The following is a 12,585-nucleotide window of genomic DNA, read 5'->3' as shown; positions in this document are numbered from 1 at the left end:
AAGACAAAATGTCATCAAATACAACAGAACATGGCGAACATTTTAATGAAAGTATCGTCAATGAAGTAATTCTGGAAGATATGAAAAAAAACCGTATCGATCATATGAAATATCTTCCGGGAATGGAGACAATGGAAGAGTCCGATGTTATGGAACAGGTCATCACAGCGATGAATGCCTATGATTATGATAAGTATACAGAAAAGGATGTCCGCAGAGCACTGGAACATGACAATCGGACGGTTGAGGACTTCCAGGCACTTCTTTCTCCTGCGGCACTTCCACTTCTGGAAGAGATCGCGCAAGCGGCGAGAGTGGAGACAAGAAAACATTTTGGAAACAGTGTATATATGTTTACACCAATCTATATCGCAAACTACTGTGAAAATTACTGCATCTACTGCGGTTTTAACTGCCACAATAAAATTCGCCGTGCACAGCTGAATGCAGAGGAAATTGACAAAGAGATGGCAGCAATCGCAAAGACCGGTCTCCAGGAAATTCTGATTCTTACCGGAGAGAGCCGTATAAAGTCCGATGTGAAATATATTGGTGAGGCGTGTAAGATCGCAAGAAAATATTTCAAAGTGATCGGGCTGGAAGTTTATCCGATGAATTCGGATGAATATCATTATCTGCATGAATGTGGAGCCGATTATGTGACTGTTTTCCAGGAAACTTACAATTCAGATAAGTATGAAACACTTCATCTGGCCGGACATAAACGAATTTTTCCATATCGCCTGAATGCACAGGAACGTGCATTGAAAGGTGGCATGCGCGGTGTTGGTTTTGCTGCACTTCTGGGACTGGATGATTTCCGTAAAGATGCCTTTGCTACCGGTTATCATGCCTGGCTTCTTCAGAGAAAATATCCACATGCTGAGATTGCATTTTCCTGCCCGAGACTGCGTCCGATCATTAATAATGACCGGATCAATCCGATGGATGTGCATGAACCTCAGCTTCTGCAGGTAGTCTGTGCATATCGGCTGTTTATGCCATTTGCCAGTATTACGGTTTCCACCAGAGAGTGCGAAAGAGTTCGTGACAATCTGGTTAATATTGCGGCAACCAAAATTTCCGCCGGGGTTAGTACAGGTATTGGAAGCCATGTAGAGGATATCGAAGACAAGGGAGATGACCAGTTTGAAATTTCAGACGGAAGATCTGTGGATGAAGTATATCAGGCCCTTTTGAATCATGATCTTCAGCCGGTCATGAACGATTATGTCTATCTGTAAAGAAAAAAATGGCACCGGAAATGAAAACGCTGGTGCTGCAGAATATAGAAATATAATAGCAGTAACGAACCGAAAACTCTGTGAAAAACCTTTTCTTGAACAGGTGGAGAGAATCTGCCAGATGCATCCCAAAGCATTGATCCTGCGGGAAAAAGATCTTTCAGAGTCCGCATATGAGGTAATGGCGGGACAGGTTCTTGAGATCTGTGGCAGATATGACACACCATGTATGCTCCATAGCTTTGTAGAAGTGGCGCGGCGACTGCATCATCCATATATTCATCTGCCTCTTTTTTTACTGGAAGAATATTGTGGAAAACTCAATGATTTTCGAATGGTCGGTTCTTCAATCCATTCTCCGGAGGAAGCGATCAGGGCACAGAAAGCTGGCGCAGCCTATGTGACGGCGGGCCATGTTTATGTGACAGACTGCAAGAAAGGGCTTCCACCACGTGGACTTGAATTTCTGAAAGAAGTCTGTACAAAGGTAACAATTCCGGTGTATGCTATAGGAGGAATTCATGCAGGAACCGGACAGATACAGGAAGTAATGGACTGTGGGGCATCCGGCGGCTGCATCATGTCGGAGATGATGAAAATTTGATAGAATATGAACTGATACGTTCCAACAGAAAGACATTGACGATTCAGGTAAAACCAGACGGAAGTGTTATCGTACGGGCACCGGTCCGGCTGGCGAAATACAGGATTGCGAAATTTGTAAAAGATCATGAAACGTGGATATTTGCACAGCAGGAGAAACTGGAGAAATATCGTGAGAATATGCATGTGATCACAGACGAAGAGCGTCAGGAAGGAATTTTGCAGGCAAAAAGGATCTTTCCTGAACGTACCGCATATTTTGCAGAAAGGATGGGAGTTACCTATAACAGAATCACGATCCGGGAACAGAAAACCCGTTGGGGAAGCTGCAGTTCTGCGGGAAATCTCAACTTCAACTGGAAGCTGGTACTGATGCCATCGGAACTTCTTGATTATGTGGTTGTCCACGAACTGGCACATCGTAAAGAAATGAATCATTCGCCGCGTTTCTGGGCAGTTGTGGAAAAAGAACTGCCGGATTACCGCGAAAGAAGGGAAAAATTGAAAAAAATGGGAAAACAGCTGGGATAAAACCCGGCTGTTTTTTTGCCATTCATGCAAAAGTAATGTATAATATTAAGGCAAGGAGGCGGAACATGATGAAAAATATGGTCATATATTTACTGGCAGTCAATTTCATTACTTTTCTGTTGTACGGAGAAGATAAGAGCAGAGCACGGCGTCATGCCTGGAGGATCCCGGAGAAAGTTCTGATGGGGGCTGCAGTTATAGGCGGAAGCATCGGAGCTTTACTTGGGATGAGTATTTTTCATCACAAAACAAGAAAACCGAAATTTTATATAGGTATTCCGCTGATTCTGCTCATAGAATTTGGGCTGGCCGCCTGGATATGGTATACAGGTGGACATTTTTGAGCAGACTGTAGAGAACAATAGTGAAAATATGCAAGAAAAGAGGATAAAAACATGCCAGGAACATTGATCTGTTATGGAGATTCCAATACATATGGATATGATCCGCATGATACAAATGAAGGAAGATATACCAAAGAGGTCCGATGGACAGGAATACTGGATACAGAGACAGACTGGAAAGTCGAAAATCATGGTGTAAATGGACGAAGCATACCACATACGGTCAGCACTGTAAAATTTGCCTGTCAGCAGGTTCGAGACTGGCATCGAAAGCCGAATTCGGTATGGCTTCTGGTAATGCTTGGAACAAATGATCTTCTGGAAAATCCGGATTTTACAGCAGCGGATGTGGCAAAGAGGATGGAACGCTTTCTGAAACGAATGATGGAAGAAGCAGGACTTGCAAGCAGAAAGATGCGCCTTCGTCTGATCGCACCGCCGGCAATGCAGGAAGGACAGTGGGTGGACCGTCCGGAACTTCTGACGGAATCCCGCAATCTGGGAAAAGAATATAAAAGGATTGCAAAGCGCCTTGGGATTGCTTTTACAGATGCCAGTGGATGGGAAATCCCGACAATTTACGATGGAGTTCATTTTACGAAAGAAGGACACCGTATTTTTGCAGAAAACATTCGAAAAGAATTAAATATTTAAGAATGATAAGGAAAAAAGACAATGGTAAAGGTAGATTTGATCACGGGCTTTCTTGGCTCTGGTAAGACCACATTTATAAAAAAATATGCCCGTTATCTGATGGAGCAGGGACAGAACATCGGCATCCTTGAAAATGATTTCGGAGCCATCAATGTGGATATGATGCTTCTTCGTGAGCTGGAAGGTGAGAACTGTGAGCTGGAAATGGTAGCCGGTGGCTGCGATAAAGACTGTTACAGAAGACGTTTCAAAACAAAACTGATCGCAATGGGAATGTGTGGTTACGACAGAGTTCTGATCGAACCGTCCGGAATCTTCGATGTAGATGATTTCTTTGATGCACTTCATGAAGAACCACTGGACCGCTGGTACCAGATTGGGAATGTGATCACAGTTGTGGATGCGAGTCTGGAAAAAACACTTTCAAAGGAAGCGGATTACGTGCTGGCTTCGGAAGTTGCCAACGCAGGATGTGTACTCTTAAGCAAAACACAGGATGCATCTGAAGAAGAAATTCGACAGACAGTTGCACATCTGAACCGTGCATTGCAGGAGATTCACTGTTCGAGAGTTTTGAAAGACGAAGTGATCTGTAAGGACTGGGAAGACTTCACAGAAAAAGAATTCAAAAAAATCCTGGAGTCCGGTTATTTGGTCGAGGATTATGAGAAACTGTATGTAGATCAGGACGAAATTTTTCAGACATTATTTTTTATGGATGAGAAGATTGCTGTATCAAAAGCAAAACATGCAGCCAAAAAAATCTTTGCAGATCCTGCCTGCGGTGGAGTTTTGCGTGTTAAAGGATTTTTGCAGGATGGAAAAAACTGGCTGGAACTGAATGCAACGCAGCACGAGATAAGCTTAAAACCGATCGGTGCAGGACAGGATGTGCTGATCATCATCGGTGAAAAATTAAACGAGGAGAAAATTAGATATTATTTGGAATGATCTGCTGTGTTAAAGAATACAGCATAGAGGAAGTAATGGAGGAACAATACAAAATGTCTGTTGAAACAAGAATACTATTTACGGATCTGGATGGAACTTTACTGAATGATCATAAGGAAGTGACATCGGGAAACCAGGTGGCAATTGATGAAGCTCTGGCATGTGGACATAAGATCGTAGTCTGCACAGGGCGTCCTCTGGCGAGTGCGCGTGTCTGTGCGGCAAAAGCCGGACTGGATAAAGAAGGCTGCTATGTGATCTGCTTTAACGGAGGACAGATCTATGATCCATATCATGAAAAGACCGTTTACGGTAAAACCTTCTCAAAGGAAACTGCGGCAAAGATCATCGGGGAAGCTATGAAGCGTGATCTGCATATTCAGAGTTACTCAGATACACATATTCTTTCTGCCAGGGATACGGAAGAACTTCACAGATATGCAAAGATCAATCAGCTGCCCTACAAGGTTGTAGAATGTGCGGCAGATGTTGTGCCGGAGGATCCGTATAAACTGATCGCGATCACACCGGCAGAACAAAAAGAGAAAAATATTTGTTTTCAAAAAGAAGTGATCTCGCAGTATGCAGGAGAAGTACACAGCTTTTTCTCTAATGACTGTTATCAGGAAATCGTACCAGAGGGAATATCCAAGGGATTTGCGGTTCGATGGTTCTGCGATTATCTGGGAATCCCGATTGAGAATTCTGTAGCCGCCGGAGATGCACAGAACGATGTGGAAATGCTTAAAGCGGCCCATGTGGGAGCTGTCATGTGCAATGCTTTTCCGGGAATTGCGGAATATGGAAACTATGTGACGGAACACGATAATAACCATGACGGAGTGGCGGAGATCATTCATAAATTTATATCAGATGTGAGATGACTCCCACCTCTGTAGGTGGCGAGCAACAAATCAGTATCAGTGGTGGGAGTCAATCCCCCATCTGATATAGCCTCCGGCAGGATTGCAGAGATGCGCAGAAGAAGTATGTCATGCATTGCATGACGCGCATCTCGCAGCAAGAATGCAGAGGCATTCTTGAATGAAAGATGCCTGAGAAATCAAAGTAGAAGATATCATTGCAATTCGGAAATGATCCCCCGGGGGTAACTGTAAGCAGGATATCGGATTTATGGGGATATAGACTTTTTTACACATGTGTGATAAGATTGAATAAGTATGAAATCTAATAAAATAACGAAATGGAGAACTATAGAGAAATGAAACTTGGAATTGTAGGACTGCCAAATGTAGGAAAAAGTACACTGTTTAATTCACTGACAAAAGCCGGAGCAGAATCTGCCAATTATCCGTTCTGTACCATTGATCCGAATGTTGGGGTTGTTACTGTACCGGATGAGAGGCTGAAACTTCTGGGAGATTTTTATCACTCAAAGAAAGTAACACCGGCGGTGATCGAATTCGTTGATATCGCCGGACTTGTAAAGGGCGCTTCCAAAGGTGAGGGACTTGGAAACCAGTTCCTGGCAAACATTCGTGAGGTAGACGCGATCGTACATGTTGTACGTTGTTTTGAAGATCCGAATGTCATTCATGTAGACGGAAGCATTGATCCGCTCAGAGACATTGAGACGATCAATCTGGAACTGATCTTTTCTGATATTGAGATCCTGGAACGTCGAATCGCCAAAGTTACCAAAACAGCCCGTATGGACAAAGAGGCTGCAAAAGAACTGGATTTCCTTCAGAGAGTGAAGAAGCATCTGGAAGACGGCAATATGGCAATCACTATGGAACTTGAAAATGAAGATGAAGAAGCATGGATGGGAACCTATAATCTGCTTACCTGGAAACCGGTCATTTATGCTGCCAATGTAAGTGAGGACGATCTTGCAGATGACGGAGAATCCAATGCTCATGTACAGGCGGTACGTAAATATGCAGCAGAGCAGAAGAGCGAAGTATTTGTGATCTGTGCAGAAATTGAGGAAGAAATTTCTGAACTTGATGATGATGAGAAAAAAATGTTCCTCGAAGATCTGGGGCTGAAAGAGTCCGGTCTTGAGAAACTGGTAAGGGCAAGCTACAGACTTCTGGGCTTGATGAGCTTTTTGACATCAGGAGAAGATGAGACTCGTGCATGGACGATCAAAATCGGAACAAAGGCGCCACAGGCAGCCGGTAAGATTCATACAGACTTTGAAAGAGGATTTATCAAAGCAGAGGTTGTGAATTATCAGGATCTTCTGGACTGTGGTTCTTATGCAGGTGCAAGAGAAAAAGGACTTGTCCGTATGGAAGGTAAAGAATACATCGTACAGGATGGAGATGTGATCCTGTTCAGATTCAATGTATAAAAATCGATAGCCTTAAAGGTATATCGGTTTCTGTACAACATATCCGATAATACGAAGTATATGATAAAGGGGTTTTATGGAGATAACAGTAAGATTTCCGAATCTGGGGTTTTTGTTTGAATATGAGGACAGAACTTTTTCTGTTCTTGGATTTGATATCACAATATACGGGATACTGATGGCTGTAAGTCTGCTTATTGGGCTGGGGATGATTCTTCTCTGCGCCAGATGGCAGAAATTGAATCTGAATCTCTGCCTGGGAGCGTCAATCTCGGCATTGATTGGTGGAGTGATCGGAGGCAGGCTTTATTACATTGCTTTTTCATGGAGTCAGTTCAGTGGTAAATCCTGGAAGATCCTGTGTGATATACGCAGTGGTGGTATGTCTATTTATGGAGCAATTCTGGGGGGCGTGCTTGTGGCAGCTCTCTTCTGCCGGCTCAGCAGAACGTCATTCTGGAAAATGGCAGATATTGTATGTATGGGACTGCTCAGCGGACAGATAATAGGTGTATGGGGAAACTTTTTTAACCGAGAGGCTTTTGGCGAGTACACAGACAGTCTGTTTGCAATGGGACTTCCGATGGATTCCGTACAGAAGAGCGCAGTGACAAAGCTGATGAAACAGCATCTGGTAACTTTCAGAGATATGGATTACATTCAGGTACATCCACTGTTTTTCTATGAAAGTATCTGGTGTCTGCTACTGCTTCTGATTTTGCTGCTTTATACCTGGAGAAAAAAATTTGAAGGTGAGATCTTTCTCAGATATCTTGCAGGATACGGGCTGGGCAAGTGTGTGATCGAGTGGCTTCGCACGGATAAACTGTATATTCCGAAGACAAAGATACCGGTTTCCCTGCTTGTGTCTGCTGCACTTTTCCTGATCTGTGGCATTGTTGCGACAGTGCGAAGGATTCTTTCAAAGAAAAGAGAGAAGGTCAGCAGACGCAGGAGAGAGGAGCGTAATGCCGCAGAAGAGAAAAATGATGGCAGCAGACTGGAAGACATTCATAACTTTGAGAATGTACAGGATGAGTTCAGAGACATTCTTGAAGAACTGGATAGAGCGGGAAAGATGGTGGCTGAAGAAAATACGGAATCAAATGAGTCGGAAGATTCAAAATCCGCAGAAACTGCTGAAACGACAGAAACGGAAGTTTCAGAGTCTGTCGAAGATGCGGAAGCGGCAGAAGCTCCGGCGTCTGCAGAAACTGTTGAATCAGAGAATAAGGGAACGGAGGGATCTGCCGAATCAGCTGAGGCTGAGCCAGAGGCTGGACCGGATGATCGCGAAGATGTATAAATAATAAACGGGTAACATGAAAATAGACATGTGACAGAGTTAAAGGGGGTTCTCCAAAGGGAGGACCCCTTCGCTTTTTAAACAACTTTGAAAATTAGAAAATCTTCTGTAATACTCTCGTAAAATATGGCAATTTTCCGCTTAAAATGTATAAAATTGTTCAGAAAAAAACTACGATTCCCACTTGTATTTTCAAGGTAAATAGGTTAGAATGATTTTATAAGTGGTAGAAAGTGGTGAATAGTGGTGGCGAATGGAGGGAATGTGGCATATTTATCCATTTCCGCCGGCAGATACGAAGGGGAGAATCGTATCTCACGAGAGTAGGTGAGTTTATATGTTCATGGGCGAATACAATCATACAATCGACGCGAAGGGGCGTCTGATCATCCCTTCCAAATTCAGAGAACTCCTGGGAGAGGAGTTTGTTCTGACAAAGGGACTTGATGGTTGTCTCTCTATTTATCCTATGGATGAATGGAATGCCTTTGAAGAAAAACTCAGAGCCTTACCACTTACAAACAAAAATGCCAGAACCTTCACACGTTTCTTTGTAGCAGGTGCGACAAACTGTGAACTGGACAAGCAGGGGAGAATTCTTGTACCGCAGACGTTACGGGAATTCGCTGGTCTGGAAAAAGACGTTGTGCTCACCGGAAACCTCAACAGAATTGAGGTATGGAGCAAAGAGAAGTGGAGCGAGAATTGTGATTATGATGATATGGACAGTATTGCAGAGGGTATGCAGGACATGGGTATCATCATTTAAGCATTACGCCGGAAAGAAATCCAACAGGAGACGGATATGGAATTTAAACACAAATCTGTATTACTGGAAGAAACCATCGATGGTTTAAGGGTAAAACCTGATGGTACTTATGTGGATGGAACTCTGGGAGGAGCAGGGCACGCACAGGAAGTGTGCCGCAGACTTTCTGCCAAGGGGAGATTTATTGGCATAGATCAGGACCAAGATGCAATAGTTGCTGCGAGTGAACGGTTGTCCGCCTATGGTGACAGAGTTCAGATTATTCGCAGCAATTATTGTTACATGGCGAATGAGCTGAAGAACCTGGGAATTCAGAAAGTTGATGGAATTGTTCTGGACCTGGGAGTTTCGTCTTATCAGTTAGACAATGAAGAGCGTGGATTTACCTATCGTGTGGATGCACCGCTGGATATGAGAATGGACCAGAGACAGAGCCGCACAGCTGCGGATATCGTGAATGGTTATGATGAAAGAGAACTGTACCGTATCATTCGTGATTACGGTGAAGATAAATTTGCAAAAAACATTGCAAAACATATTGTGGCTGCGAGAGCCAAAGCACCGATTCAGACAACCGGAGAACTGACCGAGATCATACGACAGTCGATTCCGATGAAAATCCAGGCAACTGGAGGACATCCTGCAAAGAGAACTTTTCAGGCAATCCGAATTGAACTGAACCGGGAACTTGATGTTCTGAGAGAATCACTGGATGGGATGATCGATCTTCTGGATGATGGCGGAAGAATCTGTATTATTACCTTTCATTCTCTTGAGGACAGGATTGTAAAAACAATTTTCCGAAAAAATGAAAATCCATGTACCTGTCCACCGGATTTCCCAGTATGTGTATGTGGCAAGAAATCCAAAGGAAAAGTGATCACGAGAAAACCGATTCTGCCAAGTGAGACAGAAATGGAAGAGAATCCGAGATCTAAGAGTGCAAAACTCAGAATCTTTGAAAGAAGATATCTTTAATTAAGTATAGAAGTAGAAAGTTGTGAGATGTAGATGGAGAGGACGAACAGAGCAGTCACATCCAGAAAAAACAGAACAAATGCCAGAAATGCCCGTGGAATGTATGTGGATGGGAATGCGGTGCGAAGACTGCAGGAAGTTCCTGCGAGACCGTATCAGGCTCCTGGAGTGCAGACCGCGCGACGAGTTCGTGAAAATATGCCGGAGAGACCGGCAGCTCAACCGAGACAGCTCAGTCGGGAAGCACAGAGAAACAGAGAAAAAGCAAAGAGCATGGGACGCGGTTTTGTGGTGTTCCTTGCAGTGGTAAGTGTTGCCGTACTTTTTTGCTGTGTCAATTATCTTCAGCTGAAATCGGAGCTGACAGGTAAGATAAAAACAGTTGCTTCTCTGGAAACAGAACTGTCACAGATTAAAGAAGACAACAATGCATATGAGAGTCAGGTAACTTCAGATGTGGATCTGAATACGATCAAGAAGCTTGCCATAGGGCGTCTGGGAATGAATTATCCGAAAGATGACCAGAAAAAGACTTATACTATGCCGAGTAACAGTTATGTAAGACAGTATCAGGAAGTTCCTGAGTCCAAGAGGTGATAGATCATTGAGCAATACCAATACGAGGAATCGAAGAAGACCTCAGAAAAAAATTAATCACAAAATGAGAGGAAAGCTAGTAGGACTATTCGCTGTAGTGTTGCTAGCTTTAGTTGGTTTACTGGGCAGAATTACTTATATTAATGCTACCAGTGGCAAAAAATACAAAAAACAGGTTCTGACACAGGCACAGCAGAAGTATCAGAGCAGTACTCTTCCAGCGAAAAGAGGAGATATTTATGACCGTAACGGTAATATCCTGGCGACAAGTCAGAAAGTGTATTCTGTGATCCTTGACTGCAAGACCGTCAACTCTGATGAAAAATATGTAGAACCGACAGTAAGAGCACTGACAGACGTGCTGGGACTTGATGAAGACAAGATTCGGTCGATCCTTTCCGCCGAGGATACGAAGAACAGCCAGTATCAGATCCTGAAGAAGCAGCTCTCCATGGATGAGAAAAAAGCTTTTGAAGATTATGAATCTCCGGCTGAAGACAGCGAGCTGTCAGATGCACAGAAAGCAGAGCGGGCAAATATAAAAGGGGTATGGTTTGAAGAAGATTATCTGAGAAGTTATCCGTTTAATGAGCTTGCAAATGATGCGATTGGATTTACACTTTCCAGAGATACGGCAGACGTAGGGCTGGAGAGTTACTATAACAGTACGTTGATGGGGACGGATGGCCGTCAGTATGGATATATCAATGACAATGCAGATGTGGAACAGACTATCATCGATCCGAAAGACGGACAGAGTATTGTAACAACCTTGGATGTGGGTGTACAGCAGATTGTTGAAAAATATGTTAATGGATTTAAAGAAGCCATGGGAGCAAAAAATATCGGTGTGATCGCAATGAAGCCATCTACCGGTGAGATCGTTGCCATGGATGGCGGGGACCGCTATGATCTGAATGATCCGCGTGATCTTTCGAGTATTTATTCTGAGGATCAGATTGCAGCGATGAATGATGAGGATACGGTGACAGCCCTGAATGCCATGTGGAACAATTTCTGTGTGACAGAGACGTATGAGCCGGGATCTGTTGTGAAGCCGATCGTTATGGCGGGTGCACTGGAAAAGGGTAAAATTTCGGAGAACGATACATTTGTCTGTGATGGTGGACAGACCTTTGGTGCGAATGGCGATACGTACATCAAATGTGCGGTTTGGCCGGATGCACACGGAACAGAGGCACTGCGGGATGTTATCGCGAACTCCTGTAACGATGCGATGATGCAGATTGCAGCCAAGATGGGAACGGAACAGTACCTCAAGGCACAGACGCTGTTTAACTTCGGAAGCCGTACCGGAATCGACCTTCCAAATGAAGGTTCTGGTGTGATTCATACTGCAGATACGATGGGCGAGACAGAGCTTGCATGTTCCGCGTTCGGACAGGGATTTACCTGTACCATGATCCAGGAGATCAACGCCATGTGCTCTGTTATCAATGGAGGCTCCTATTATCAGCCTCATCTGGTAAGTGAGATCAAAGACAGCAGTGGTTCAACTGTAAAGAAATTTGATCCGATTCTTATGAAACAGACAGTTTCTTCAGAGATATCAGCAGATATCCGTTCTTACATGCAGGCCAGTGTGCAGGAAGGTACCAGTGGTACTTCAAAGGTACAGGGATACAGTTCCGGTGGTAAGACCGGTACTGCCGAAAAGTTTCCGCGAGGCAACGGCAAATACCTGGTTTCTTTTATCACTTTTGCACCGGTGGATGATCCGCAGATCCTTCTCTACGTGGTTGTTGATGAGCCGAAAGCAGATGAGCAGGCGGACAGTAAATATCCACAGTATATCGCACAGGGAATTCTGTCAGAACTTCTTCCGTATCTGAATGTTACTCCGGATGAATCTGAAGACGGCAGTGTTCCTGAGACGGAACTCTGGGAAGGATTTAAAGGCCGCCTGGTAGATGTATCCGGAAGTAGTGTGGATGAAAAGGGAAATCTGGTGGATGGCAGTGGAAACCGCGTGGATCTTGAAGGAAACCGTATTGATGAAAATGGCTATCTTTTAAATGACAACGGAGAACACAAGCTGGATGATAACGGACAGTATATCATGTCCACATATCTGATTACGTCTTCTTCGGATTCAGACACTACGTTGAAGGAAGCGATTTCAGATACCAATGTTCCTGCACCACCGGAAGAGGATGAATCGGACACTACAGAAAATAACGATATGGAAAGCGAAGGCATCACAAACGAAGAGGCCGGGCTGGACTAAATAAAGAGTCGTACACATCTCCTCTGGAGAACAGTCATAT

Annotated in this window: 13 protein-coding genes; all 13 read left to right on the top strand. The window is 43.9% G+C overall.

The annotated features are described in order from the left end of the window. Positions 1–8: 8 nt before the first annotated feature. The 13 genes from thiH to NQ503_RS13980 all read left to right on the top strand — a co-directional run bounded on the left by thiH (position 9) and on the right by NQ503_RS13980 (position 12,545). The gene (gene thiH / locus NQ503_RS14040) at positions 9–1,244 is read left to right on the top strand and encodes a 2-iminoacetate synthase ThiH (protein WP_005427932.1); all 1,236 of its coding nucleotides are present in this window, start codon (positions 9–11) and stop codon (positions 1,242–1,244) included. Next, positions 1,231–1,848, top strand: coding sequence for a thiamine phosphate synthase (locus NQ503_RS14035; protein WP_005427929.1), 618 nt, complete (start codon positions 1,231–1,233; stop codon positions 1,846–1,848). The genes thiH and NQ503_RS14035 overlap by 14 nt, the downstream gene beginning before the upstream one ends. Continuing rightward, the gene (locus tag NQ503_RS14030; RefSeq protein WP_082246521.1) at positions 1,845–2,378 is read left to right on the top strand and encodes a M48 family metallopeptidase; all 534 of its coding nucleotides are present in this window, start codon (positions 1,845–1,847) and stop codon (positions 2,376–2,378) included. Before NQ503_RS14035 ends, NQ503_RS14030 begins: the two co-directional genes overlap by 4 nt. A 65-nt stretch (positions 2,379–2,443) precedes the next feature. Then, positions 2,444–2,722, top strand: coding sequence for a DUF1294 domain-containing protein (locus NQ503_RS14025; protein ID WP_044926217.1), 279 nt, complete (start codon positions 2,444–2,446; stop codon positions 2,720–2,722). A gap of 51 nt (positions 2,723–2,773) precedes the next feature. Beyond that, positions 2,774–3,376 (top strand): GDSL-type esterase/lipase family protein, encoded by a 603-nt coding sequence (locus NQ503_RS14020; protein ID WP_005427922.1) that lies wholly within the window; start codon positions 2,774–2,776, stop codon positions 3,374–3,376. Positions 3,377–3,397: 21 nt separating this feature from the next. Continuing rightward, the gene (locus NQ503_RS14015; protein WP_055055315.1) at positions 3,398–4,327 is read left to right on the top strand and encodes a GTP-binding protein; all 930 of its coding nucleotides are present in this window, start codon (positions 3,398–3,400) and stop codon (positions 4,325–4,327) included. A gap of 53 nt (positions 4,328–4,380) precedes the next feature. Beyond that, positions 4,381–5,211, top strand: a complete 831-nt coding sequence (locus NQ503_RS14010) for a Cof-type HAD-IIB family hydrolase (RefSeq protein ID WP_118197667.1) — start codon at positions 4,381–4,383, stop codon at positions 5,209–5,211. A gap of 338 nt (positions 5,212–5,549) precedes the next feature. Further along, entirely contained in the window at positions 5,550–6,647 is a 1,098-nt protein-coding gene (ychF, locus tag NQ503_RS14005; protein ID WP_022389198.1) for a redox-regulated ATPase YchF, read from the top strand. Between the two features lie 76 nt (positions 6,648–6,723). Then, a complete protein-coding gene (gene lgt, locus NQ503_RS14000; RefSeq protein ID WP_005427907.1) occupies positions 6,724–7,953 on the top strand; it encodes a prolipoprotein diacylglyceryl transferase in 1,230 nt (409 codons plus the stop codon). 337 nt (positions 7,954–8,290) lie between these two features. After that, positions 8,291–8,722, top strand: coding sequence for a division/cell wall cluster transcriptional repressor MraZ (mraZ, locus tag NQ503_RS13995; protein ID WP_005427905.1), 432 nt, complete (start codon positions 8,291–8,293; stop codon positions 8,720–8,722). A gap of 36 nt (positions 8,723–8,758) precedes the next feature. Then, entirely contained in the window at positions 8,759–9,700 is a 942-nt protein-coding gene (gene rsmH / locus NQ503_RS13990) for a 16S rRNA (cytosine(1402)-N(4))-methyltransferase RsmH (protein WP_005427903.1), read from the top strand. Positions 9,701–9,733: 33 nt separating this feature from the next. Beyond that, positions 9,734–10,297 carry a hypothetical protein gene (locus NQ503_RS13985; protein WP_005427902.1) on the top strand — a complete coding sequence of 188 codons (564 nt, stop codon included), beginning with the start codon at positions 9,734–9,736 and terminating at the stop codon, positions 10,295–10,297. Positions 10,298–10,394: 97 nt separating this feature from the next. Then, complete coding sequence (locus NQ503_RS13980; RefSeq protein ID WP_242650207.1) at positions 10,395–12,545, top strand: penicillin-binding transpeptidase domain-containing protein; 2,151 nt, start codon at positions 10,395–10,397, stop codon at positions 12,543–12,545. Positions 12,546–12,585 lie beyond the last annotated feature (40 nt).

Origin of the sequence: Blautia obeum ATCC 29174 (genome assembly GCF_025147765.1) — a bacterium.
GTDB lineage: Bacteria > Bacillota > Clostridia > Lachnospirales > Lachnospiraceae > Blautia_A > Blautia_A obeum.
The sequence above is the reverse complement of the archived record's forward strand: the minus strand, read 5'-3'. Positions and strand labels throughout refer to the sequence as shown.

What these genes read in the sequence shown, in the direction of transcription:
- NQ503_RS14010 (WP_118197667.1), top strand. Translation starts at nt 4,381, where the DNA reads ATGTCTGTTGAAACAAGAATACTATTTACGGATCTGGATGGAACTTTA.
- NQ503_RS14035 (WP_005427929.1), top strand. Translation starts at nt 1,231, where the DNA reads ATGTCTATCTGTAAAGAAAAAAATGGCACCGGAAATGAAAACGCTGGT.
- NQ503_RS14015 (WP_055055315.1), top strand. Translation starts at nt 3,398, where the DNA reads ATGGTAAAGGTAGATTTGATCACGGGCTTTCTTGGCTCTGGTAAGACC.
- NQ503_RS14020 (WP_005427922.1), top strand. Translation starts at nt 2,774, where the DNA reads ATGCCAGGAACATTGATCTGTTATGGAGATTCCAATACATATGGATAT.
- mraZ (WP_005427905.1), top strand. Translation starts at nt 8,291, where the DNA reads ATGTTCATGGGCGAATACAATCATACAATCGACGCGAAGGGGCGTCTG.
- NQ503_RS13985 (WP_005427902.1), top strand. Translation starts at nt 9,734, where the DNA reads ATGGAGAGGACGAACAGAGCAGTCACATCCAGAAAAAACAGAACAAAT.
- thiH (WP_005427932.1), top strand. Translation starts at nt 9, where the DNA reads ATGTCATCAAATACAACAGAACATGGCGAACATTTTAATGAAAGTATC.
- lgt (WP_005427907.1), top strand. Translation starts at nt 6,724, where the DNA reads ATGGAGATAACAGTAAGATTTCCGAATCTGGGGTTTTTGTTTGAATAT.
- ychF (WP_022389198.1), top strand. Translation starts at nt 5,550, where the DNA reads ATGAAACTTGGAATTGTAGGACTGCCAAATGTAGGAAAAAGTACACTG.
- rsmH (WP_005427903.1), top strand. Translation starts at nt 8,759, where the DNA reads ATGGAATTTAAACACAAATCTGTATTACTGGAAGAAACCATCGATGGT.
- NQ503_RS14025 (WP_044926217.1), top strand. Translation starts at nt 2,444, where the DNA reads ATGATGAAAAATATGGTCATATATTTACTGGCAGTCAATTTCATTACT.